This window comes from Halosubterraneus shenae (genome assembly GCF_050510935.1).
GTDB lineage: Archaea > Halobacteriota > Halobacteria > Halobacteriales > Haloferacaceae > JBDGPU01.
This window is the reverse complement of sequence record NZ_JBNLVO010000001.1, coordinates 411,652-433,768: the sequence shown is the minus strand read 5'-3', so window position 1 is coordinate 433,768 and position 22,117 is coordinate 411,652. Positions and strand designations below refer to the sequence as shown.

Annotated in this window: 21 protein-coding genes and 1 pseudogene; 9 read left to right on the top strand and 13 right to left on the bottom strand. The window is 69.6% G+C overall.

Translation table 11 applies throughout. The annotated features are described in order from the left end of the window. The first annotated feature begins 390 nt into the window (after positions 1–390). Both ACQE3M_RS01990 and ACQE3M_RS01985 read left to right on the top strand, forming a co-directional pair. A complete protein-coding gene (locus tag ACQE3M_RS01990; protein ID WP_430503789.1) occupies positions 391–651 on the top strand; it encodes a DUF7123 family protein in 261 nt (86 codons plus the stop codon). 227 nt (positions 652–878) lie between these two features. After that, on the top strand, positions 879–2,018 hold the full coding sequence (locus tag ACQE3M_RS01985) for a site-2 protease family protein (protein ID WP_430503788.1): 1,140 nt from the start codon (positions 879–881) through the stop codon (positions 2,016–2,018). A gap of 25 nt (positions 2,019–2,043) precedes the next feature. Here the strand turns inward: ACQE3M_RS01985 and thiL are convergent, their stop codons facing one another. Next, positions 2,044–2,940, bottom strand: coding sequence for a thiamine-phosphate kinase (gene thiL, locus ACQE3M_RS01980; protein ID WP_430503787.1), 897 nt, complete (start codon positions 2,938–2,940; stop codon positions 2,044–2,046). Between the two features lie 135 nt (positions 2,941–3,075). Between thiL and ACQE3M_RS01975 the strand changes: the two genes are divergently transcribed. After that, positions 3,076–4,104, top strand: a complete 1,029-nt coding sequence (locus ACQE3M_RS01975) for a lysylphosphatidylglycerol synthase transmembrane domain-containing protein (RefSeq protein ID WP_430503786.1) — start codon at positions 3,076–3,078, stop codon at positions 4,102–4,104. 76 nt (positions 4,105–4,180) lie between these two features. Here ACQE3M_RS01975 and ACQE3M_RS01970 read toward each other — a convergent pair whose 3' ends face one another. Next, positions 4,181–5,428 (bottom strand): RNA-guided endonuclease InsQ/TnpB family protein, encoded by a 1,248-nt coding sequence (locus ACQE3M_RS01970; protein WP_430503785.1) that lies wholly within the window; start codon positions 5,426–5,428, stop codon positions 4,181–4,183. Between the two features lie 287 nt (positions 5,429–5,715). Here ACQE3M_RS01970 and ACQE3M_RS01965 point away from each other — a divergent pair, with 287 nt between their 5' ends. Continuing rightward, positions 5,716–6,171: a 30S ribosomal protein S19e gene (locus ACQE3M_RS01965; protein WP_430503784.1), complete on the top strand. Its 456-nt coding sequence runs from the start codon at positions 5,716–5,718 to the stop codon at positions 6,169–6,171. Between the two features lie 129 nt (positions 6,172–6,300). Here the strand turns inward: ACQE3M_RS01965 and ACQE3M_RS01960 are convergent, their stop codons facing one another. The 7 genes from ACQE3M_RS01960 to ACQE3M_RS01930 form a co-directional block, all read right to left on the bottom strand. Beyond that, a complete protein-coding gene (locus ACQE3M_RS01960; RefSeq protein WP_430503783.1) occupies positions 6,301–7,065 on the bottom strand; it encodes a Nif3-like dinuclear metal center hexameric protein in 765 nt (254 codons plus the stop codon). A 72-nt stretch (positions 7,066–7,137) separates the two neighbouring features. Then, the gene (hemA, locus tag ACQE3M_RS01955; RefSeq protein WP_430503782.1) at positions 7,138–8,493 is read right to left on the bottom strand and encodes a glutamyl-tRNA reductase; all 1,356 of its coding nucleotides are present in this window, start codon (positions 8,491–8,493) and stop codon (positions 7,138–7,140) included. Beyond that, positions 8,490–9,173, bottom strand: a complete 684-nt coding sequence (locus tag ACQE3M_RS01950) for a precorrin-2 dehydrogenase/sirohydrochlorin ferrochelatase family protein (protein ID WP_430503781.1) — start codon at positions 9,171–9,173, stop codon at positions 8,490–8,492. The genes hemA and ACQE3M_RS01950 overlap by 4 nt, the downstream gene beginning before the upstream one ends. Beyond that, on the bottom strand, positions 9,170–10,267 hold the full coding sequence (gene ahbB / locus ACQE3M_RS01945) for a siroheme decarboxylase subunit beta (RefSeq protein WP_430503780.1): 1,098 nt from the start codon (positions 10,265–10,267) through the stop codon (positions 9,170–9,172). Before ahbB ends, ACQE3M_RS01950 begins: the two co-directional genes overlap by 4 nt. Positions 10,268–10,339: 72 nt before the next feature. Then, a complete protein-coding gene (locus ACQE3M_RS01940) occupies positions 10,340–10,807 on the bottom strand; it encodes a DUF7112 family protein (RefSeq protein WP_430503779.1) in 468 nt (155 codons plus the stop codon). A 14-nt stretch (positions 10,808–10,821) separates the two neighbouring features. Continuing rightward, a complete protein-coding gene (locus ACQE3M_RS01935; protein ID WP_430503778.1) occupies positions 10,822–11,211 on the bottom strand; it encodes a 30S ribosomal protein S6e in 390 nt (129 codons plus the stop codon). A 72-nt stretch (positions 11,212–11,283) separates the two neighbouring features. Beyond that, on the bottom strand, positions 11,284–12,015 hold the full coding sequence (locus ACQE3M_RS01930; RefSeq protein ID WP_430504029.1) for a lipoate--protein ligase family protein: 732 nt from the start codon (positions 12,013–12,015) through the stop codon (positions 11,284–11,286). 129 nt (positions 12,016–12,144) lie between these two features. Between ACQE3M_RS01930 and ACQE3M_RS01925 the strand changes: the two genes are divergently transcribed. After that, positions 12,145–13,026 (top strand): DUF8155 domain-containing protein, encoded by an 882-nt coding sequence (locus ACQE3M_RS01925; RefSeq protein ID WP_430503777.1) that lies wholly within the window; start codon positions 12,145–12,147, stop codon positions 13,024–13,026. A 138-nt stretch (positions 13,027–13,164) separates the two neighbouring features. Here the strand turns inward: ACQE3M_RS01925 and ACQE3M_RS01920 are convergent. The 3 genes and pseudogenes from ACQE3M_RS01920 to ACQE3M_RS01910 form a co-directional block, all read right to left on the bottom strand. Further along, a pseudogene (locus ACQE3M_RS01920) lies at positions 13,165–13,637 on the bottom strand (DUF4385 domain-containing protein). A gap of 37 nt (positions 13,638–13,674) precedes the next feature. Then, entirely contained in the window at positions 13,675–15,615 is a 1,941-nt protein-coding gene (locus tag ACQE3M_RS01915; RefSeq protein ID WP_430503776.1) for a molybdopterin biosynthesis protein, read from the bottom strand. Beyond that, positions 15,612–16,856 (bottom strand): molybdopterin molybdotransferase MoeA, encoded by a 1,245-nt coding sequence (locus tag ACQE3M_RS01910; protein WP_430503775.1) that lies wholly within the window; start codon positions 16,854–16,856, stop codon positions 15,612–15,614. Before ACQE3M_RS01910 ends, ACQE3M_RS01915 begins: the two co-directional genes overlap by 4 nt. Before the next feature lie 251 nt (positions 16,857–17,107). Here ACQE3M_RS01910 and ACQE3M_RS01905 point away from each other — a divergent pair, with 251 nt between their 5' ends. The 4 genes from ACQE3M_RS01905 (at position 17,108) to serS (ending at position 21,030) form a co-directional block, all read left to right on the top strand. Then, positions 17,108–17,464: an Hsp20/alpha crystallin family protein gene (locus ACQE3M_RS01905; RefSeq protein ID WP_430503774.1), complete on the top strand. Its 357-nt coding sequence runs from the start codon at positions 17,108–17,110 to the stop codon at positions 17,462–17,464. A 3-nt stretch (positions 17,465–17,467) separates the two neighbouring features. Then, positions 17,468–19,141, top strand: coding sequence for an ABC1 kinase family protein (locus ACQE3M_RS01900; protein WP_430503773.1), 1,674 nt, complete (start codon positions 17,468–17,470; stop codon positions 19,139–19,141). 215 nt (positions 19,142–19,356) lie between these two features. Further along, on the top strand, positions 19,357–19,551 hold the full coding sequence (locus tag ACQE3M_RS01895; RefSeq protein ID WP_430503772.1) for a hypothetical protein: 195 nt from the start codon (positions 19,357–19,359) through the stop codon (positions 19,549–19,551). Positions 19,552–19,656: 105 nt separating this feature from the next. Next, entirely contained in the window at positions 19,657–21,030 is a 1,374-nt protein-coding gene (serS, locus tag ACQE3M_RS01890; RefSeq protein ID WP_430503771.1) for a serine--tRNA ligase, read from the top strand. Between the two features lie 39 nt (positions 21,031–21,069). On the opposite strand, the gene ACQE3M_RS01885 is transcribed toward serS, so the two are convergent. After that, positions 21,070–21,396, bottom strand: coding sequence for a nuclear transport factor 2 family protein (locus tag ACQE3M_RS01885; protein WP_430503770.1), 327 nt, complete (start codon positions 21,394–21,396; stop codon positions 21,070–21,072). Positions 21,397–22,117 lie beyond the last annotated feature (721 nt).

Below are 22,117 nucleotides of genomic sequence, written 5' to 3'. Positions count from 1 at the left end.
TGCAACTTCCATAAGGAAGGACGGTCGCTCGATCACTCCCTTCGGACCGTCGTCACTCCCTCCTGACCGACCGTCGGCCTCGGTCGGCCAGCTTTTCTGACACCGCCGCGGCGACGAGCCGGCTCCGCGCGCAAGAGCAGCCAGCCGCCGACGTGACAGTATTTGCCGGCAACTCCCGGAGAAGTCGGCCGCTATCTCGTCGCGATCGGGGACCAGCACGAATCCACTATTGCGCCCTCAGAAGGCGCTATAAATATTCTACGCGGTTTTACGCCCGTTGTAAAAGGTGGTTTCACGTCGTTTTACGCACCGCATATCGTAAAAGCAGTTGAACGTCTCCGAACGTTGTGGCCTTTATATCCCCATCCGGGCAGTACGCTGGAATGCACAATGAGCGCAACCGCGACACCCTCCAACGACGCAGGCACCACCGACGACCGCAGCAAGGAACAGCGGCTCAAGGAGTACCTGCTCGAGCGCGCGGAAGACGGCGAGATGTACTTCAAGGGCAAGTTCATCGCCGAGGACGTCGACCTCTCGCCGAAGGAGATCGGCGCGCTGATGGTCAAGCTCCGGGACTCCGCCCAGGAGCTCACTGTCGAGAAGTGGTCGTACACGGGCGCGACGACGTGGCGCGTCGAGCCGGCGTAATCGCGCCGACTCAGCGTACTCGACGAGTCCCCGCTACCGACGACGTGCCACGCGGGCGTCACCCCCGACGCACCGAGCTGAAACCGACTGCGGCTGTGCTCGGACAGGTCCCCGAGCGACCCCCCTACCTCCCCTTTTGCAGTATCGCGGTCAGCCGCTTGCTCGACGACGCCGCCAGCGACGTGGCCGACGCGGGGTTTAAATTTCGTCACGACCAATCGACAGTAATGGCAGACAGCGAGGACGCGACGCCGTCCGAGTACCCGCATCCGGAGGCGCTGGAGACGTTCTTCCACCTCGAGGACGTGCGCCACGACGGCGACCGGATCCGGTACGTCGGCGAGTCGCTCGTCCCGGAGCGAGCGCTCTTACGCGAGGTCTCCCCCGCGTTCCACCGCGCCGGCTACGAGGTCGAACTCGACGCGACCGACGGAGGCCACGTCCTCGTCGCCCGGCCGCAGGGGAGCCGCCCGGAAGGCGTTCCGTGGCTCAACGTGGCCATGCTCCTCGCGACGATCGTCTCGACGCTGTTCGTCGGCGCGTACGGCTGGTACTACGTGCCACTGTCCGCGATCACCGACAACCCGCTGGTCCTGCTCCAGGCGTGGCCGTTCACGGCCGCCGTGCTCGGCGTCCTCCTCACGCACGAGCTGGGCCACTACGCTGCCGGGCGCTACTACGGCGTGAACGTCTCGCTCCCGTACGTCATTCCCTTCATCTTCCCCTTCGGGACGCTCGGGGCGATCATCCGGATGAAGGGGCAGATGCCCTCGCGAAAGGCGCTGTTCGACATCGGCGCCGCGGGGCCAATCGCGGGCCTGTGCGCGACGGTCGTCGTGACCGTGATCGGCCTCTCGCTTGACCCGATCACCGTCCCCGAGCGGATTCTCCAGCAGTCCGGCCAGGTGATCGTCTTCAACGACCCGCCGTTGCTGGCCTGGATCGCCGACGCGCTCGGGCAACCGACCTCCTATCAGGACCGCGCGAGGTCCGTGAACCCCGTCGTCATCGGTGGCTGGGTCGGGATGTTCTTCACCCTGCTGAACCTGCTCCCGGTCGGCCAGCTCGACGGCGGGCACATGGTCCGCGCGATGCTGGGCGAGCGGCAGGAAACCGTCGCGTCGCTCGTCCCCGGCGCCCTCTTCGCCATCGCGGCGTACCTCTACTGGGTCCTCGGCTACGGCATCAACGAGTCCGTCGGCCTCTGGACGTTCTGGGGCTTCTTCGCGACGCTCATCGCCTTCAACGGCCCGGCGAACCCCCTCGACGAGACCGAGCTCGGCTGGCCGCGGCTGCTCGTGGGCGTCCTCACGTTCCTCGTCGGCGCGACCTGCTTCATGCTCGTGCCGATCCAGATCGTCGGCTAAGCGCCGCCGCTTCTGCGACGGCCTTCTAGTAGCCGTCGCCGTGCGTGTACCCGCGGTCCGGCAGCGCCTCGCCGTCGACAGTGATCCCGGCAGCCGACGGTTCGACCGTGCCGATCCGGGTGATCGGCGTCGGCGACGCCTCGCGAACGGCCGCCAGTTCGGCTTCGGGGACCGTCGCGACCAGCTCGAAGTCCTCGCCGAAGTGCGCGGCCAGCTCCCAGCGGTCCCCAGGGCCCTCGGCGACGTCCGAAACGGCCTCGTGTGCCGGGACCGCGTCGCGGTCGATGCCGAAGCCGACCTCGCTCGCCTCCGCAAGCTGGTGGAGCGACCGGGCAAGCCCGTCGGAGGAGTCCATCATCGCCGTCGCACGCCCGCTGAGTGCGCGGCCGGCAGCGACCCGGGGCGTGAATCGGAACAGCTCGTTCGCGCGCTCGACGGCCGCCTCGTCGCCGGCCTCGAACAGCCGCAGCGCCGCCGCGCTGCGCCCCCACTCGCCGGTGACGCAGACAGCGTCGCCGGCGCTCGCGCCGGAGCGGTAGACGGGCCCGGCCGCCTCCCCGAACGCCGTCGTCGCCGTGGTGAACTCCTGGTGGGTGTCGAGGTCGCCGCCGACGTACTCCGCGTCGACGGCGGCACAGACGTCCCGGGCGCCCTCGAGGAAGGCGTTGAGCTCGTCCGGGTCGAAGGCGACGTCCGCGTAGACGGCGACGGCGGCAGTCGCGTCCGCGCCCATCGCCGCCACGTCGGAGAGGGAGGCGCCGACCGCCCGCCAGCCGGCGGTGTAGCGGGTCGTCCCCGAAGGGAAGTCCGTCCGCTCGTGGAGCATGTCCGTCGTGATCACCGTCCCGTCGACGACGGCGGCGTCGTCGCCCGCGTGCGGGAGGTCGGTGGCGAGCCGGCGCAGGGCCTCGCGTTCGTCCATCGTCGGCGCTTCGCCGCGAGCCCTCAAAAAAGGCGCCGACCCGGGGACGAGCGCACCCGTCGAACGTCGCGGGAGAACGCCGTATCTTCGCTCCGTAGCGTCGCCTTTTACACCATCCGCGGCCGATGACGGGGCATGACCCGTCCCCAGCTGCGGACGTTCGTCGTCGGCTTCGCGGCCGCCGCCGTGGTGCTGGGGTTGCTCGCCTCCCTCGTCGGCGTCGAGGACCTGCTACAGGAGCTTTCCCGGGCTAACTCCCGCGACGTCGCCGTCGTCGTCGGGCTCCACGTGATCTGGCTCGTCGCCTGGGGGCTCGCACTTCGGGCGGTGCTCGCGGCGCTTGACATCTCCGTCAAACCGGTACAGTCGATCCTCCTGTTCACCGCCGGGATGGCCACGAACAACGTGACGCCGCTCGGGCAGGCGGGCGGGGAGCCGTTCACGGCGCTGCTGTACTCCAGCGAGTTCGGCGTCGACTACGAGGAGAGCCTCGCGGCCGCCGTCAGCGCGGACACGCTCAACTTCGTCCCGTCGGTGGCGCTCGCGCTCGGGGGCGTCGGCTGGCTGGCGCTCACCGCTTCGGTCGACGACGACCTCCTCACGGTCGTGCTCGCGGCGGCCGCGGTGGCGTTCCTCGTCCTGCTCGCGGCCCGCCCGGTCTGGCGCCGGCGGAGCAGCGTCGCCGGACGCGTCGCCGACCTGCTCACGAGCCCGTTTCGGAAGATCGGGGGAGTGATTCCACGCATCTCCCCGCCGACGCGGGAGGGGATCGTCCGCCGAATCGAGGGGTTCCTCCGGGCCGTCGAGCGCGTCGGCACGGACCCGCGTCGGCTCGCGTTCGCGTTGACCTTCTCCATCGCCGGCTGGACGATGCAGGCGCTCGGCCTCTGGGTCGCGTTCGCCGCCGTCGACGCGTCGATCCCCTTCGCGCTGGCGGTCGTCGCCGTAACGCTCACGCCGCTGGCGGGGGCGACGCCGATGCCCGGCGGCACCGGCGGGATCGAGGCCGCGCTGATCGCCCTGTTCGTCGCCGCGCCGTTCGGGGTCGGCACGTCGACCATCGCCGCAGCGGTCGCGATCTACCGCGTCGTGAACTACTGGCTGCCGACGCTCTCGGGTGGCGCCGTCGCTATCGCGGTCGCCTCGCGGTCCGACCGGATGTAAACTACCCTACCCTACTTCGCTCACCCATACGGGGTTCGCTCGTTGAGGGTAGGGCTTTGATGTGGACTCCCGGCAATCAGTCCCCGGCAATAGGCCGGTGGCTCTTGCCGTTCAACGTCCCACCATTCACACGCAGGTCTACTTCTGCGTCTCCGCTCCCCGACTTGGGCGAGGAACGGAGTCTGTGTGTGCGCTTTCGAGCGTACCGTAGCCCGATGTTCTTCGCGGCGTTGTAGTCCGCGTTCACTTCGTACCCGCATTTCTGGCACTCGAAGTGTTCTCCGCGGCGGTTCGCTTTGTGTGTGAACCCACAGTCCGTCCGAGAACAGCGTTCAGATGTGTGGTTCGGCTCGACTTGCTCCACGGAGACGCCCTGTTCGGGCGCTTTGTAGGAGACGTACTCGTACAGGCGTCGGAACGCCCAGACGTGGTGCCACTTCGCCTGCGGAAGCCGTTCTCGGATGTCCGTTAGCTCCTCGAACGCGATTACGTTACAGCCGTGGTCAACGGCTTCTGAGACGAGTTCGTTGGCGACGGTGTGGATGTACTGTTTCCGCCACGCTTCTTCGCGCTTGCCGAGGCGAAGCAATGCGTTGTGCGCGGCTTGCGTTCCGCGCTGTTGCATCTCGCCGCGTCGCTTCTCGAACTCACGGCACCAATGGTCGTAGTCGTCTCCGTGCCAGAACGTGCCGGTTGAGGAAACAGCGAGACTGTTGACGCCGAGGTCGATACCGAGGACCGTCTGGTCGGAGTGCTCAGTATCTTCCGAAACCTCGGCGTCGTCGCCAGTCCGCCGCGTTGAGATGTGGAGGTAGAACTCATCAGCCGCCGTGTCGTACCGAAGCGTACTCTCGCGGAACTCGTAATCCTCGGAGAGTACGTACCGCTCGTAGGGCGTCGGGCTGTCCGAGGGGAGAACGAAATCGGGTTCGACCCGGCCCTCAACGGTCGCCAGAGACACCTTGTTGCGGTAGAAGGTCGCGCTCCGCGCGTCGTAGTCCATCGTTTCGGCGGTGAACGTCGGACGGGAGACTCGCTGTTCCTTCTTCCAGCGTTCGATAACGCCTTTGACGGCTTCGACGGCGCGTTTGATGGCGGCTTGGACGAGTTGTGCCTGTAGGTCGGTTTCCTCTCGCAGCTCGGAGTAGAGCGCGTCTCGGACCTGCCGCTTGTTGGTCTTACACTCCGTGTAGGAGGTTTTCGACCAACAGTAGTCGGCGGTTCGGTTCGCGCAGTATAGGTATTGTTCGGCGGTTCGGTGGAGTGCGTCGCGTTGCTCGTCGGAAACGGTGAGTTTCACGACGGCGGTTCGACGCACATCCATACTTCAGAGAAGGACCGACGGTACTTATAGCTCCGGGAGTCGGCCGGTCGCAGTATGCCGGTTGCGTCGTACCGTGTCGGCTTCCTCCCCGACCTACTTGCTCCCTTCACTACGCTTCGGTCGCTCCTTGAGGTCGGGGGCTCCACCTCGAATTACGCTGAGTGATCGGTCACCGATCCCTGAACCGGCGTAGTCGGCGGCGAGGCGTCCGAACCGGGTGGAAGCGGTTCCCACGCCGCCTCTCGAATACGATGGCTTTAAACTTCGCAGGAGAGAATCAGTTGGCAATGGTAACCATCTATGACGTGCCGGCGGAGGACCTCATCGAGGAGGCCGCCGCGCGACTCGAGGACCGCATCGACGAGCCGGACTGGATCGACTTCACGAAGGCGAGCTCGACCAACGAGCTGCCGCCCGAGCAGGAGGACTTCTGGCACGTGCGCGCCGCCAGCCTCCTCCGCAAGGTCGCGAAGAACGAGCCGATCGGCGTCGAGCGCCTCGCGACGGCCTACGGCGGCAAGTCGAAGGGGTCGAACCGCTACATCGTGCGCCCGGGCAGCCACGAGGGCGGCTCGCGCAACATCATCCGCACGGCGCTCCAGCAGCTCGAGGACGAGGGTCTCGTGAGCACCGCGCAGGGTGAGGGTCGCCGCATCACCGACGACGGGAAGGCATTCCTCGACGAGGTCGCCGAGGACGTCATCGACGAGCTCGACCGGCCCGAGCTCGAGCGCTACGCCTAACGCCGAACTCTTTCACTTTCTCTTCGCCCGACGAGTGACGACGCCGTCGTCAGCGACGGAGCTATCGCTTCGGAGGAGCACCTCGTCACAGCAGGTCCGCCACCTGAAACGCCCTCGCCGAACCCGGCCTCAGAGCCCGGTCGGGTGGTCGACGTACGTCGTCTCCAGCTCGTAGCGGTCGGCGAGGGCCTGCAATCGCCGGACGCCGAACGTCTCCGTCGCGTAGTGGCCGGCGAGGAAGACGGTGATGCCGGCCTCCCGCGCCTCGTGGTACACCTTCCCCTTCCCCTCGCCAGTCACCAGCGCGTCGACGCCCTTCTCGACGGCCTCGTCGAGCCAGTCGCTCCCGGAGCCGGTGACGACGGCGACGCGCTCGATCAGCTCCGGGCCGAACTCGAGGACCTGCGTCTCCTGGTCCCCCTGGTCGAGCTCGTCGAGCAGGGATTTCACCTGCGCCGTCGCCAGCGGCTCCGCGGCGGTGCCCAGCGTCCCGATGTGCTCCGGGCCGACCTCGCCGAACGGCTCCCGGTCCTCGAGGTCGAGCTCGTCGGCGACGCCGGCGGCGTTCCCGTGCTTCTGGTGGCCGTCCAGCGGGAGGTGGGAGACGTACAGGGCCACGTCGTTCTCGATAAGCGGCGCGATGCGCCCGTAGTGGCGGCCGGTCACGCGCTCGATCCCGCCCCAGGAGAGGCCGTGGTGAGTGACCAGGACGTCGGCGTCGGCCTCGACGGCCGCCTCGATCGTCGCTTCGGCGGCGTCGACGGCGAACGCGACGTGCTCGATCTCTTTGTCGTCGGGGCCGACCTGGAGCCCGTTCGCGCTGGCGTCGAGGTCGGCGTACGCGTCGGTCCGCAGTCGGTCGTCCAGTCGATCGACGAAGGTGGACAGTTGCATGTGCGCCACCACGGCTGGGGGTGGCTTGAAATCGGCGGCTCGGCGGCGGCGAAAAGACGGGGCCGCGCGCCGTCAGTCCTGCAGTTCGTCCGCGAACTCCTCCGGCTCGCCCTCGACGCCGTCGAGATCCTGCCCGGCGTCGGAGCCGGGCGACGCGGTCGTGGCGCCGAGCGTCTCCGGCGGGGCGTCGAACTCGGGGTCGAACAGCTGGAGGGCGGTCTGGATCGTCGTCCAGTCGTCCTCGCCGGCTGCCTCCCGGAGCGACTTCGTCGGCGCGGCGAGCAGCTGCCCGACCAGGGCGTCGGCCATGTCCGCGACCGTCTCGCGCTGCTCGGCCGTGAGCCCGCCCTGGGCCTCCAGCTGGGAGATGGCCGTCTCGACCTCCCGCGTCTTCATGTCGTCCGCCGACTCGTACATCGCCGAGATGACCTCGTCGGCGCGCTTGCGCTTGTAGGACTCGAGGAGGCGGTCGAACTCGTCCTCGATGATGGCCTCGACCTCCCGGGCCTCGCTCTCGCGGCGCTCGCGGGTGCGGCGCGTGACCGACTCCAGCGCGTCGATGTCGTACAGCGTGACGCCGGGAAGCTCCTCGACCTCCGGGTCGACGTCCCGCGGCTGGGCGATGTCGATGCAGATCGTCTCGCCGGCGTCCGTGAGGTCGCCGGGGCCGACGACCGGCTCGGGGCTCCCCGTCGCGCTGATGAGGAGGTCGACCTCGGGCACGACGCCGACCAGGTCCGCGAGCGGGATCGCCGCCGACTCCGTGCCGATCTCTCCGGCGACGTGTTCCGCGTGCGAGACCGTCCGGTTGGCGACGTAGAGCTCGTCGACGGCGGTGTCGTCGAGCGCGCGGGCGGCGAGCGTCCCCATCTCGCCGGCGCCGACGACGAGCGCCGTCGCGTCCGCCAGCTCCGTCTCCCGGGAGGCGAGGCGGACGGCGGCGGAGCCCAGCGACACCACGCCGTCGTTGATCGCGGTCTCGTTGCGGGCCCGCTCCCCGACGTGGATCGCCTTCGTGACGGCATCCTCGAGGACGGGGCCGATCCCGCCGGTTTCACGGACCGTCTCGTAGGCGTCCCGGATCTGCCCGATGATCTGGTCCTCGCCGAGGACGAGCGATTCGAGCCCCGCGGCAACACGCATGAGGTGTTCGAGGCTCTCCTCGTGGTCCATTCGGCGGATCGATCCGTCCGGTACGTCGGGGGCGAAGTTCTCGAGCGCAGCGACGCCTTCGGACGCGCGGTCGGTGACGACGTACGCCTCCGCGCGGTTGCACGTCGACATCGCGAACGCCTCCTCGACTCCCTCGCGGGCCAGCAGGTCGAGGACGGTCGCGCGCACCGAGTCCCCGCCGGCGGCGTCGATCTCGTCGACGCTCGCGCGGGTGTGTGCGACGCTTACGCCCGTGAGTACGCCAGTAGTGTTCATGAGTTCCTGCACGTCTTCTGGACCACCCTCTCGGCTTCTTGTCGAGCGTTCGTATCGCCTGCTTGTAAAGCCTTCCAAACCGGGGACGACCGCACGACGGCGCGGATAGCGTCCCGACGGACGTCGGGGTCGACCCCCTCCGCCTGGAGCTCCTCGCGGAGCTCGCCGGTGAGTTCGGCCATCGCCCCGGCCCCCTCGATCTCGGCCTCGATCCGCTGCCGGAGGTACCGCGACAGCGCCGGCGACGTGCCGCCCGACGAGATGGCGACCGTCACCGGGTCCTCCTCGACCGTCGCCGGCACGACGACGCTGTCGGCGTCGCGAGCGCCCGACTCGTCGGTCCGGTTTATAAGGGCACCACGCTTCCGGGCTGCCGCCTCCGCCGCGGCGTTGATCGCGGCGTCGTCGGTCGCGGCGACGACGAGGGCGGGGTCCGTGCGCTCGACCCAGGTATCGACGTCGTCGGCGTCGACGGCCTCGCGAACGAGCTCGAGCGATCCCCCAACCGCCGCATCTCCGTCTGTCCCGACCTCAAACTCGCGGAGGTCCTCGGCGAAGCGCGGGCTCACGACGACGACGTCCGCCTCGCTCGCGAACCGTCGGGCCTTGCGACTGCCGACGCTCCCGCCGCCGACGACGAGGACCGTTTCGCCGGCGAAGTCGTGGACGAGCGGGATCACGAGTCGCTCTCGCCCGTGTTCGAGTCGGCCCGCTCGTCGAGACGGATGCCCGTCTTCTTCAGGATACGCGTGGAGAACAGCGTGTCCCAGTCGTCGGCGCCGACGTCCCAGTACTCGTTCATCAGCTCCTTCACCTCCTGGACGCGGCGCTCACTTTCCGTCTCCGTGCGCCCGTGGGTCATCGCGAAGAAGTTGTACTCCCAGACGCCCGCGTGGCGCGGCCGCTGGTAGCAGTGGGTAACGAAGTCCAGCGACGCGACGGCGGGGCCGACTTCGTCGAGGACATCCTCGGGCACGTCCCAGACGGTCATCCCGTTCTCCGTGTAGCCGAGCGCGTAGTGGTTCGGGATGACGCCGACGCGCCGGACCTTCCCCTCCCGGTTGAACCGCTTGAGCGTCTCGATGACCCACTCCGTGTCGGCGTCGACGGCGTCGGCGACGTCGGCGTACGGCGTTTCCGTGATCGGGAGCCCGCCCTGCACCTCGACGACGAGGTCGCGCTCCGCGGGCGTCAGCGTCTCGCGATCGGTCGGCTCGACCGCGGGCCCCTCGTCCGAGAGGTCCAGGTCGCCGTCGGCGACGGGCCCGTCGAGGAGGAACTTCGCGCCGACGTGGAACTCCTGCTGTTTCGGCAGGTTGTACGTCTCCTGGCCGGTCACGTCCTCGACGTCGGCGAGGACCTCCTCGACGCGGTCGGTCGCGTCCTTCCCCGGGTCCGGGTGGTCCGCGACGCTCACGACGAACCACATGTTGAGGTGCGGATGCTCGCGCTCGTAGTTGTGCGCGACCTCGGTGAAGTCGTTGACCTGTTCCGCCACTTCCTCGTAGCGGTCCTCCGGGGCGTGCATCGCCACGAGCGAGGCGGCGCCGCCGATCTCCTCTGCGTTGACCAGCGCGCCGAACCGCGAGAGGACGCCCTCCTCGTCGAGGTCGCGGACGCGCTCGCACAGTTCCGACCCCGTGACCTCGACGCCGCGCTCGCGCAGCGCGGCGGCGGCCGGTTCGAACGGCCGTTCGGTGACGGGAAAGCCGCCCTGGAAGGCGTTGACGATGGCCCGATCGAGCGTCGTCAACTCCGCGTCGACCTGCTTCATACGGGCACTGGGGCCCAGGAGAGAATAAGCGGTTCGACTATCCCACGAGCCGAGGAACCGCCGCCTCGGCCCTTACCCGTCGACGTCGCGGGCGATGTCCCCGAGCGAATCCCGCGGGCCGGCGTCGACGTCGTAGACGGTCCGCTCGCCCGGCAGCCGGAGCCCGTAGGCGTCGCCCGGCGCCACCACGTCGAGCAGGAGCGCATCGCCCTCCTCGCGACCGTGCTCGCTCAGCCACTCGACGAGCCGGTTCTCGCCCTCGCCGCTCGTGCGGGCGAGCCGGCGGTTGTCGAAGGCCCCGCGGAGTAACCGTCCCTGCGTGTCCGCGTCGACGCGGGCGTGGTACTCGTCGCGGTCGATGATGACCCGGATCAGGTCGCCCGCCTCGACGTCGAGCGTCTCCCGTGAGCCGCTCTCGAGCCGGTCGGCGAGCTCGTCGTCCGCCGGGAGTCGGACGCAGGGGCGGCGGGTCCCACCGCTGCGTGCGACGCGGACGCGGACGGACGCGAGGCTCGGGTCGTCGGACGGAAGACGCGCCATCGCGGGAGAAAACCTTACTCCTCGTCGCCTTCGCCGAGCGCCTCGGCGACGTCGCCCTCGCCTTCGACGACGCTGGCGTTGATCTGTGCGATGTCCTCGTCGATCTCCGCGCCGCGGACGGTGACGCGCTTGCGCTCGCCCTCCTGGCTCGGCTCGAAGCCGACGCCGCCCTCGAGGAGGATCTCCTTCAGGGCCGTGCCGGGCACGTCCTCGCGCATCGGGCGCCCCGTCTCGTCGGAGCCGCCCGTGATCTCGAGCGTGAACCCGTCGAGCCCGACCGCTTCGCCGTCAACCTCGTCGCCGAGGCTGCGGCCCATGAAGCGATTGGCGTCCTGTCCGTCGACTTCGACCTGGAACGTGTCGCCAGTGTCGGGGTCGGCGACGACGACTTTGAATTCAACCATACGGGAAGGAGACTCTGGCGAATAAAAAGCACGTCGAAAGCCCCTCCGGGCGCTCACGCCGCGCGTCGGGGCTCAGTTCTCCGCCACAGCCGGCGCGTCGAGGTCGTCGACCGAGACGACCCTTCGGGTGTCGTCACCCCACGCGCCGTCGACGAAGGCCGCCTCGAGCGTGCGAGCGGCGTCGCTCGGCGTCGCCGATCCGCCGGCGCCGGCGACGCTGCCGACTGATGCCGGATCGAAGTCGACGTCGAGCGCGTCGTACACCGGGTCGAGTACCTCGGTGATTTCGGGCTCGTCGGCCGCGGCGACGACGAGACAGCCGGAGACGAGCACGACGTCGGTCCGGACGCGCTGTGCGAGGCCGGCGACCTTCCCGCCGTCGACGACGCGGATCGAGTGCGACCCCGGGCAGTACGACGCGGGCGGTTCGCCCGGTTCGACGTCGGCGCCCAGCTCACGGAGCCCGTCGAGGACCGTCGCCGTCGCGGTCCGATACCGGTCCTCGATACCGGAGCGGCAGTCGTCGGCCATGATCGCGACGGCAAACGCGAGCGTCCGGCCCGTGTACGCGACGGCCCGACCGCCGACGCTCCGCTCGACCGGCGAGAAGCCGCAGTCGCGGGCGGCCTGCACCGCACCTTCGTAGTCCGCGGCGTTGGTGTCGCGCCGCCCGAACGCGACCTGTCTGGGCGGTTGCCAGACCCGAACTGCCGGCTCCCCGCTCTCGGCGGCAGTCGCGAGCATCGCGCTCGTCGCGCCTCGGTCCGCCTCCAGCGTCGGCCCCCGACCGCGGATCACGCGCATACCGACGTCTTGGGTAGCGAGGGCCATGATTCCTCCGCTCTCGCCGATCAGATCGGTGCGTGAGCGGCAGGCAGCTCGGCGATGGCGTCGAGCGACGCGCCTTTTACTCGCCGGCGCCGAGAGCCGACGATGATCACGTTGCCGGGGGACGTCGTCCGGCGCTACCCGCGATTCTCACTGTACAACTCCCCGTATCCGGCCCACGACAGCGGCCACGCGATCGACCTGTATCCGGAGAGCAACGCCGGGCTCTCGCCGGTTTCCGGCGTCGTCCGCGACACCCGCACGGTCGGCTGTCCCGACCGGCCGTACGCCGTCAACCACGACCACCTCATCATCCTCGACGTCGACGACGAGTGGGCGAACGAGGCCGGCGTCGACCGCGATCTCGTGGCACGGATCCTCCACGTCGACCCGGTCGTGGAGTCCGGCGACAGCGTCGCCGTCGGCGACTCGCTCGGGCCGATGATCCGCTCGGGCTTCTTCGGCCAGTGGGTCGACAACCACGTCCACCTGGGCTTCCGCGACGCCGACACGAACCCGTATCGGGCAAGCGGGTCGCTCCCCGTCGGCGTCGACGTCGACGTTCGGCCCCTCGCCTGGGACGGGACGGGCGTCGTCCGCGAGGTCGGCGAGACGTACGCGCTGCTGGACGCGCCGACACACCCCGAGCCGACGGCCGCTTACGCGGCGATCGCCAGCGACGGCGGCGTCCCGCTCGACGGCGGACTGGCCCACTACGCCGGCGGGGGAGCGCTCGGCGGCGCTGACGGCACGGTCTCGCTGTTCGGCCAGGCGCTCGGCGAGGCCGAGTCCCGGAACCTCGCCTGGAACGACGTCGACGTCCTCGCGAACGGCACGCGGATCACGGGGCTGTCGCTGTTCGCGTCCCGCGACGACGCCTTCGGCGCGAAGCTCGTCTGCCCGGACGAGGAGTTCGGCGTCGGCGAGGAGGTGGTGGTCGACGTCGTGCCGAGCGACGCGCCGATCAAGCTGGGCGTGGGACGGTAACGCCGCTCGCGCTTATAAAAGAGCGAACAGTCGGCGCGGCGGATCGATCCCGCGACGGGGTGCCGAGCTCCCGTCGAGTTCGTCGCGGGCGACGGATCAGGGCACGCGGCGAGTTGAGTTCGGTATCGCAGAAAAACCTCAGCCCCAGCGCTTGCGGTGGAGATCCTTCGCCCGCTGATAGTAATCGTCCCCGCGCACCCGGTCGAGGTACGCCTCGAACACCTCGGCGGCCGCTCGTTTCTCGGGGTCGGCCCAGTGCTCCGGGTCGCGCTCCGTGCCGTCTTCGTCGTACTTCTGCCCACCGGGATATTTCGCGTAGCGCATCGCTCGCGTGTATCCCATCTGCAGGTACTTCCGGGCCATGTCCATGCCGACGAAGTCGCCTGGTCACGGTACTCGCGGAACCGCTCGTAGATAGCTTCGGCAGCGGCCTCCGCAGTCTCGCGGTCGGCGTACCCCCACAGCGACAGGAGTTCGGATTTGTACGGTTCGACCTTGAACACACCCACCTCGCCGCGGGCGACGCGGTACAGCTCCGGGTGCTCCCGGAAGTCGACGGCGTACTCGGGGCCATCGTCGCGCGTCGGGAGGTCGGGCCAGGGGTCGGCCATGGAGTTGGGTCGAAACTGGAGGGGCGCGGTCGCCGGCTCAGTCCTCGTAGCCAGGCAGTTCGTCGACCACGGCGCCAACGTCGTCGAGGGCGTCCTCAAGGCCGGCGACGCCGGCGGTGTCGACGCGGTCCGGGTTCGCGCGGACGACGATGTCCTGCGTGCCGAGCGAGACGAATCCGAGGCCGAGCTTCTCGGCGGTCGCACGCAGGCCGAGACCGACGTCCGCGTCGCCGCTCGCGACGCGGCGGGCGGGGCTCTCGAACGCGCGGACGGTCAGGTCGAAGCCCTCGACGGCCTCGACGAGCGCGTGGCGGTCCACGTCGCGGGCGTCCGCGAGCGCGGCGACCTCGTTCCCGAGGCTCGTCCGAAGCCCCGAGTCCGTCGTCCGGTTGACGAACCGGAGGTCGTCGTCGACGAGGTCGGCGACCCCGGTCACGTCGGCCGGGTTGCCCGCGGGGACGACGAGGCCCCACTCGCGGGACCAGCGGCCGAGTTCCACGCTGTCGACGTCGCGATCGACGGGGCCGGCGGTGACCGCGACGTCCGGGAGGCCGTCGCGGAGGCGACGGAGCCCCTCGCGGGAGCCGACCGGGAGGTAGCGCGGTCGCTCGACGCGGTCGAGCAGGCGGTTCAGCGCGGGGTCGTCCTCGCCGACGCCGAGCAAGGTCGGCGGGCGCACGTCCGGCGAGAACAGCGTGACGTCGACCGCCTCGCCCTCGTCGAGGACTTCGGTGTCGGGGTCGACCGTGACGACGCCGTCGGCCTCGACGAGGCTCGTGGTCGCGCCCGACCCCTTGTCGACGGGGTAGACGAGCGGCGGGCGGTCCTCGCGTTCGAGCAGGCCGACCGGCATGAGCCGCATCCGGCCCTCGCTGTAGCGCTCCTGCACGCCCATCTCGCCGGTGATGGTCGCGGTGCGGGGGTCCGGCTGGCCCGCCGCCTCGCGGATGGCGGGCGCGACGAACGTCCGGAAGATGGTGAGCGCGGAGACGGGGTACCCCGGGAGCCCGACGTACGCGGACGCCCCCGTCCGGGTCGACTCCGTGGAGCGTTCGAGCCGGCCGATGAGCATCGGCTTGCCGGGCTTGACCGCGACGCCGTGGAGGAGCAACTCGCCGCGGTCCTCGATGACGCGGTAGATGACGTCGACCGCGCTCGCGGAGGTCGACCCCGAGGAGAGCACGAGGTCGCACTCGTCGGCGGCCCGCGTCAGGAGCCGCTCCATCTCCGCGTAGTCGTCGCCGGCATGGGGGTAGAGGACGGGCTCCCCGCCCGCCTCCTCGACGCCCGTCGCGATCGTCGTCGAGTTGACGTCGTAGATCTGGCCGCGGTCGGAATCGAGCGGCTCGCCGGGGCGGACGAGCTCGTCGCCCGTGGAGATGATCCCGACTTTCGGCTTGCCGCGGACCGGGACCTCGTCGACGCCGAGCGCGGAGAGCAGGCCGATCTCCCTGGGCGTGAGTCGCGTGCCGGGCCCGAGCGCCCGGGCGCCGGCGGCGATGTCCGCGCCGGCGACCATCACGTTGTCGCCGGGGGCGACGGAGGTGCGGATGGCGACCCGGTCGGGGGTGTCGGTTCCCGCTGATCCCCCGTCGTCGCGCTCCTCCGTCCGCTCGACCATCACCACGGCGTCGGCGCCGTCGGGCATCACAGCGCCGGTCGATATCTCCGCGCAGGTGCCGGGTTCGACCGTCACGTCCGGCTCCGCGCCGGCGTGAACGGCGCCGACGTAGTCGAGTTCGACCGGGTCGGCCTCGTCGGCGCCGAAGGTGTCGCGGGCGCGCACGGCGTAGCCGTCCATCGACCCGCGGTCGAAGCCGGGCACGTCGAGGTCGGCGTCGATCCGCTCGGCGAGCACGCGGCCGCGGGCGTCCTCGAGCGGGACGTGTTCGGGCCCCGGCGCGAGGTCCAGCGAGTCGATGGCGGCGTGGGCTTCTTCGGGCGGCGCGAGGTTGCGGAACTCCTTGCGCTCGGTCATGCTATCGCCTCCCAGATCTCCACGTCGACGACCTCGCCGGCGTCGATCCCCTCGCGGCCCTCGGGGACGACGACCCAGCCGTCCGCGAGCGCGACGCTCGAGAGGACGCCGGAGCCGCTCGCGCGCGTTGGCGTCGCCTCGAGGTCGGTGGTGCCGTCCGCGGCGTCGCCGCCGTTCGAATCGCCGGAGAGCTTCACCCTGGCGTACGTCCGCGTGCCGGGCTCGCTGGCGATCTTCCGGGTGAGCGTCGCGCGGCGCGTCGGATGCGGTTCGACCGGGAGCCCGCCGGCCGTCTTGAGTGCAGGTCGGAGGAACTGCACGGCGTTGACGATGCAGGCGACGGGGTAGCCGGGGAGGTTGATGACGGGCGTCCCGTCGATCTCGCCCATAGCGACGGGGTGGCCCGGGCGGAGCGCGACGCCGTGGACGAGCACCTCGCCCAGACTGGCGACCACTTCCGGGAGCAGGTCGCGCTCGCCGACGGAGGAGCCGCCGGTGGTGACGACCACGTCGGCATCGAGGTCGCGCTCGATCGCGTCCGCGAGGCGGTCCTCGTCGTCGGTGACGACGTCGCGATAGCGGGCATCGCCGCCCCAGCGCTTGACGAGCCGGGAGACGGTGAGGCCGTTGGTCTCGATCACCTCGCCGGGGGCGGGGTCTTCCTGGACCAGCTCCTCGCCGGTAGGGATGACCGCGACCTCCGGCGGTTCGAAGACGGGGACCTCGGTGAGGCCGACGGACTTCAACAGGCCGAGGTCGGAGGGCCGCAGGCGGTGGCCGGCGTCGAAGAGGCGCTGCTCCTCGCTGACGTCCTCGCCGACGTCGCCGACGTTCTCGCCCTCGGCGACGGCATCGAACACCTCCAGCTCCGCGTCGAGCTCCTCGACCTCCTCGATCATGACGACGGCGTCGGCGCCCTCGGGGAGGTCGCTCCCGGTGTGGACCCGGGCGGCCTGATTCGGGCCGACGGTGTCGTCGCTTCGGCGGAGGATCGTCGGAGAGCGGTCGGACGCGCCGAAGGTGTCCTCGGCGCGGACCGCGTAGCCGTCCATCGCGGCGCGGTCGTAGCCCGGGACGGGGTTCGGCGCGGAAAGCGGTTCGGCGACGGCACGCCCGTCGGCCGCGCCGAGCGGGACCCGCTCGACGCGGTCGTGACGGTCGACGGCCGCAAGCAAGGTCTCGCGAGCGGCCGCCACCCGGGTTCGTTCCTTGAACCCGGCTTCGTGTCGGTCGTGGCTCATACCCGGGGTAGGCGCTCCGGAGGCAAAAACCCCGACGGGTGCGGAAATCGGCGGGCGGGCGTCGCGGTCTCGGCGGGTGGGCGTCGCGGTCTCGGCGGGTGGGCGTCGCGGCCTCAGCGGGCGGGCGTCGCGATCGTGACGGGCAGGAGCCGCGGGTCGAGGCGGGCGGGGCGGCCGGTCGCGACGTACCGCCGCGGATCACCCCCGCCGGATACATCACCTTTTTCGAGCCAGCGCCCCAACCCGCGTGTATGTCAGCGCTGCGTGATGCGCTCCGGGACCTCCCGGACGCCGTGTTCGCGGATCTCCTCGAGTCCGACGACGAGTACGTCCTCGTCATCGACCTGCCCGGCGCCACGAGCGACACCACGGACCTCGTCGCCGACGAGGGGCGGGTCACCATCGAGGCCCGCCGCGAGAAGGAGACGCCGGAGGGGTTCCGGTACGTCCGCGAGGACCGACCGCTGTTCTTAGACGCGGAATTGCCGCTTCCGCCGGACGCCCTCGGGGACGAGGCGGATGCGGAGATGGATCGCGGGGTGCTCGAACTGACGATCCCCAAGCGAGGCGACGAGTCGACCGGCGAGCGCATCGAGATCGACGACTGATGGGTGGTTACGCTGGTTAACCTCAAGGCCTACTGGCGGTTCCTGGTCACGATCCGGCAGTTCTCCCCGCTGATCGTCGCATACTGGCGCGACCGCAAGCGATTCTTCCTGTTCGGGAGCGGCCGCGACGTCGGGCCGGAGACGCAACAGGAGCGCGCGGAGACGCTCCTCGATATCCTGCTCACGCTCGGCCCGACCTTCATCAAGCTCGGGCAGCTGCTGTCGACGCGCCCGGACATCCTCCCGCCGGCGTACATCGACGTCCTCTCGCGACTCCAGGACGACGTTCCGCCGGCACCGTGGGAGGAGTCGAAGAAGGTCATCGAGGCCGACCTCGGGTCCGTCGAGGAGACGTTCGACGACTTCGACACCGAGCCCATCTCGGGTGCGAGCCTCGGGCAGGTGTACACCGCGACGTACGACGGCGACCCCGTCGCCGTGAAGATCCGGCGGCCGGGCATCGAGGCGCTCGTCGAGGCGGACCTCCGCGTCGTCAAGTGGTCGCTTCCGGTCGTCAAGCGCGTCATCGGCGAGGGCCGCGCCTTCTCGCTCGAGAACCTCGCCGACGAGTTCGCGAAGACGATCCGCCAGGAGATGGACTACCGTCGCGAGCGCGAGATGCTCGAGGAGATCCGCGACAACTTCACCGACGACGAGGCGATCCGGATCCCGAACGCCTACCCGACCGCCTCGGGCCCCCGCGTGCTCACGATGCAGTACATCCCCGGGACGAAGATCAACGACGTGGACCAGCTGGAAGCCGAGGGGCACGACCCGACCGCGCTGGCGACGGCGCTCCAGCGCGCGTACCTCCAGATGATCATCGACGACGGCGTCTTCCACGCCGACCCGCACCCCGGCAACCTCGCCGTCGACGACGACGGCGCCATCGTCTTCTACGACTTCGGGATGTCCGGCCGCGTGGACCCGTTCATCCAGGGGAAGATCGTCGACTTCTACGTCGCGGTCGCGAGCCAGGACATCGACGCTATCCTCGACACACTCGTCGACATGGGGACGCTGTCGCCGGAGGCCGACCGCGAGGTGATGGGCGACGTGATGGAACTGGCCATCGCCGACGCGCGCGGTGAGGACATCGAGCAGTACCGCGTCAACCAGATCATCCAGCAGGTGGAGTCGACCATCTACGAGTTCCCGCTCCGGCTGCCACGGAACCTCGCCTTGGTCCTCCGCGTCGCCACCGTCGTCGAGGGGGTCTGTGTCACCCTCGATCCGGAGTTCGACTTCATCGCGACGGCGACGGACTACCTCCGGGAGCAGGGCTACTACGAGGAGACCGCCCGCGACCTCGCCCGCGACGCCGGCCAGCAGGTCCAGGACACCGCGGAGGCGCTCGTCACCGTCCCGCCGAAGCTCGACGACGTGCTCGACCGCGCGCAGCGGGACGACCTGCAGTTCACCATCGTCCTCGAGGACGACACCGGCGTCCTCGACAAGCTCGCGCTCCGGATCGCCTTCTCCGTCCTCTTAGCGGTCGGCGTACTGTCGGCGACGATCCTCTACTCGTTCCAGGACGCGTGGCAGCTGTCGGCCGTCGTTCTCGCGCTCTCGTCGCCACTCGCCGTCGCACTGTATCGGTCCTTCCGCGAGAAGAAGGGGATCCGCGCCCAGCCGCAGTTCACGCGCCAGCAGATGCGCCAGCGTCGGGAAGACTGACGAGCGGGGCCGTTTTCCACGCCGGGAGCACGACGCAGCGCTCGGGGGTCGGTGACGAATGTCCGGCAAGCGGGAAGGGACCCCCACGAAGCCACCGGCGGACCGCACGGCCCGCCCGCGTGGCCGTGCCAACAGGCGACCGCCCTCGGGCGCAACTCACCAGGTGAACTGCGTTTCACTCGAACCTATTTATACCAATAGGTCAACTAGCCGTCATGGAATTCCGCTGTGGGTGTGGTGAGGTGGTGTCGATCCAGGAGGACGGGGGTGACTCGGAGCTGAACGTGCAGGCGACCTGTGAGGCCTGTGAGACGAACTACGCAGTGACGATAACGCCGTTCGGCGTGGAAGCGGATGACCACGGAAGGATGGCCGACGATCCCGCCGGCGAGGTCGTCGGTCCCGAGTAGCCGACACGAGCGACGACGGAAGACCGGCTCCCAACGGCCCGCCGTTCGCGGACCCTTGCCGATGCTCCGATACGGTTTTCCGCCGGCCCGACAAGCCTGTAGCAAATGCTGTCGCGACAGTTCGTCCGTGAGAACCCCGAGACGGTGCGAGAAGCCCTCGAGAAGAAGGGCGTCGACGTCGACCTCGACCACATCCTCGAGGTCGACGAGGAGTGGCGCGAGCTCAAGGCCGAGGGCGACGACCTTCGCCACGAGCGCAACGAGGTCTCCGCGAAGATCGGCGACCTCAAGCAAGCGGGCGAGGAGGAGGAAGCCCAGGAGGCCATCGAGCGCTCGCAGGAGCTCAAGGAGCGACTCCAGGAGGTCGAGTCGCGGGCCGACGAACTCGAAAGCGAGCTCGAGGAGGCGCTGCTCCGACTCCCCCAGATCCCCGACGACTCGGTGCCGGTCGGCGCCGACGAGTCCGAGAACGTCGAGCGCCGCCGCGAGCTGTACGAGGACCGCCACGAGCTGCCCGACGACGTGGTCCCGCACTACGACCTCGGCGAGGAGCTGGAGATCCTCGACTTCCAGCGCGGCGCGAAGGTCTCCGGCGAGGGGTTCTACTTCCTGAAAGGCGACGGCGCCAGGCTCGAGCACGCGCTCATCCAGTTCATGCTCGACGTCCACCGCGAGCAGGGCTACCAGGACGTCTTCCCGCCGATCCCGGTGAACAGCCGGTCGATGGAGGGCACCGGCCAGTTCCCGAAGTTCACGGAGGACGCCTACCGCGTCGAGGGCCGGAACGACGAAGAGTACGAGGACGACGACCTCTGGCTCCTCCCGACCGCGGAGGTGCCCGTCACGAACCTCCACCGCGACGAGATCCTGCTCGACGAGGACCTCCCGCTGAAGTACCAGGCGTACACGCCGAACTTCCGGCAGGAGGCGGGCGAGCACGGCACCGAGACGCGGGGGATCGTGCGCGTCCACCAGTTCAACAAGGTCGAGCTCGTCAACTTCGTGCCCCCCGAGGAGAGCTACGACCGCTTCGAGGAGCTCGTCGGCGAGGCCGAGTCGGTGCTCGACCGGCTCGGACTCCCCTACCGCATCCTCGAGATGTGCACCGGCGACCTCGGGTTCACGCAGGCGAAGAAGTACGACATCGAGGTGTGGGCGCCCGGCGACGACATGCCCGAAGGGCCCGACGCCGGCGGGCGCTGGCTGGAGGTCTCCTCGGTGTCGAACTTCGAGGCGTTCCAGGCGCGCCGCGCGGGCATCCAGTACCGCGAGGAGCACCACGAGGCCGCCGAGCACCTCCACACCCTGAACGGCTCGGGCGTCGCGGTCCCCCGCGTGATGGTCGCCATCCTGGAGTACTACCAGAACGAGGACGGCACGGTGACGGTGCCCGAACCGCTCCGCCCGTACATGGGCGGCCAGGAGGTCATCGAGGGCCACGAATCCGTCGGCGAGGCCGCGCTCGGCAGCGACGACTGAGGACTACTTAAAAGGGCCGCCGACCCGCGAGCCGCCTTCTCACTTCGTGTACGTTTCCAGCGCCGCGAGCGCGCCGTCCTCGACGGTGAAGACGTCGACGAACGCGAACAGCTCCTCACCCGCGGGGTCGCGGAGGCAGCCCTGCACGGCGACGCCGTCGCCCTTCGTGTAGACGCCGCCGACGTCGTGGTCGGTGTCGGTCATCGGCCGCTCCTCGCGCATGAACCGGACGAACTCGCCGCGCCCGTCGAGGGTTCGGTCGGGGCGGTAGTGGGTGAACTCGGGGGCGAGAAGCTCCGCGAGCCGCTCGTAGTCGCCGGCGTCGATCGCGTCGTAGTACGCGCGGGCGAGGTCCTCGGCGTTCATGTGTACCGGGTGGGCTGGCGAGCCGAATAAACGTACGGCTCAGTACGCTTCGTCGACGCCTGTTTATAAGTCAGATTGCTCGACGCTAATTGTCGTTGGATTTGGTTCGAAATCGGATGAATAGGTGCAGACGCTGCTGCGCTGGACAGCACCGTAGACTCCATGAAAGCGCTTGGCCGCTCTTTATAAGCAAATTTTACCGGGTGATACGGTCTTGCTCTTGACAGCACCGCAAACGTCCAGAAAGCCCTCGGCCGCTCGCGGTCGCTGAGCGACATATCTGGACCTCTCCGCAACGCCCGGTCCAGATAGGGGTCGACTCAGCGACTCCCCGTTGGCGCGACCGGCCTTCGCCCTTTCAGTCCGCCAGGACGACACCGCACAGCAACTACGACAGCACCGCACAGCAACCGCAGTTCCTCAGCCCTCCCCAGCCTCGGCCGGGGCGCGCCGGCACCGCAACGCTCGGCGCGCCCCGCCCTCCCTCGCACGCGTTGCTCGCGCGCGCCAGCCGCCCCGCACGCCCAACAGCCGGCGAGCGTCGCCGGCGAACCAGCCGCCGTGCGCGACGCCCCGGCCACCACTCCGGGGCGGGACTGAAAGGGGCAGCCGCTGAGCGGGAAGCCCTGCGAAGCAAGCACTGAGCCGACGAACGAGCGAAGCGAGTGAGTCGGCGAGGCGCGCAGCGAGCAGCGCGACCGCTCAGCGGCTGGGGCTTTCG

What these genes read in the sequence shown, in the direction of transcription:
- ACQE3M_RS01990 (WP_430503789.1), top strand. Translation starts at nt 391, where the DNA reads ATGAGCGCAACCGCGACACCCTCCAACGACGCAGGCACCACCGACGAC.
- ACQE3M_RS01985 (WP_430503788.1), top strand. Translation starts at nt 879, where the DNA reads ATGGCAGACAGCGAGGACGCGACGCCGTCCGAGTACCCGCATCCGGAG.
- thiL (WP_430503787.1), bottom strand. Translation starts at nt 2,940, where the DNA reads ATGGACGAACGCGAGGCCCTGCGCCGGCTCGCCACCGACCTCCCGCAC.
- ACQE3M_RS01975 (WP_430503786.1), top strand. Translation starts at nt 3,076, where the DNA reads ATGACCCGTCCCCAGCTGCGGACGTTCGTCGTCGGCTTCGCGGCCGCC.
- ACQE3M_RS01970 (WP_430503785.1), bottom strand. Translation starts at nt 5,428, where the DNA reads ATGGATGTGCGTCGAACCGCCGTCGTGAAACTCACCGTTTCCGACGAG.
- ACQE3M_RS01965 (WP_430503784.1), top strand. Translation starts at nt 5,716, where the DNA reads ATGGTAACCATCTATGACGTGCCGGCGGAGGACCTCATCGAGGAGGCC.
- ACQE3M_RS01960 (WP_430503783.1), bottom strand. Translation starts at nt 7,065, where the DNA reads ATGCAACTGTCCACCTTCGTCGATCGACTGGACGACCGACTGCGGACC.
- hemA (WP_430503782.1), bottom strand. Translation starts at nt 8,493, where the DNA reads ATGAACACTACTGGCGTACTCACGGGCGTAAGCGTCGCACACACCCGC.
- ahbB (WP_430503780.1), bottom strand. Translation starts at nt 10,267, where the DNA reads ATGAAGCAGGTCGACGCGGAGTTGACGACGCTCGATCGGGCCATCGTC.
- ACQE3M_RS01940 (WP_430503779.1), bottom strand. Translation starts at nt 10,807, where the DNA reads ATGGCGCGTCTTCCGTCCGACGACCCGAGCCTCGCGTCCGTCCGCGTC.
- ACQE3M_RS01935 (WP_430503778.1), bottom strand. Translation starts at nt 11,211, where the DNA reads ATGGTTGAATTCAAAGTCGTCGTCGCCGACCCCGACACTGGCGACACG.
- ACQE3M_RS01930 (WP_430504029.1), bottom strand. Translation starts at nt 12,015, where the DNA reads ATGCGCGTGATCCGCGGTCGGGGGCCGACGCTGGAGGCGGACCGAGGC.
- ACQE3M_RS01925 (WP_430503777.1), top strand. Translation starts at nt 12,145, where the DNA reads ATGATCACGTTGCCGGGGGACGTCGTCCGGCGCTACCCGCGATTCTCA.
- ACQE3M_RS01915 (WP_430503776.1), bottom strand. Translation starts at nt 15,615, where the DNA reads ATGACCGAGCGCAAGGAGTTCCGCAACCTCGCGCCGCCCGAAGAAGCC.
- ACQE3M_RS01910 (WP_430503775.1), bottom strand. Translation starts at nt 16,856, where the DNA reads ATGAGCCACGACCGACACGAAGCCGGGTTCAAGGAACGAACCCGGGTG.
- ACQE3M_RS01905 (WP_430503774.1), top strand. Translation starts at nt 17,108, where the DNA reads ATGTCAGCGCTGCGTGATGCGCTCCGGGACCTCCCGGACGCCGTGTTC.
- ACQE3M_RS01895 (WP_430503772.1), top strand. Translation starts at nt 19,357, where the DNA reads ATGGAATTCCGCTGTGGGTGTGGTGAGGTGGTGTCGATCCAGGAGGAC.
- serS (WP_430503771.1), top strand. Translation starts at nt 19,657, where the DNA reads ATGCTGTCGCGACAGTTCGTCCGTGAGAACCCCGAGACGGTGCGAGAA.
- ACQE3M_RS01885 (WP_430503770.1), bottom strand. Translation starts at nt 21,396, where the DNA reads ATGAACGCCGAGGACCTCGCCCGCGCGTACTACGACGCGATCGACGCC.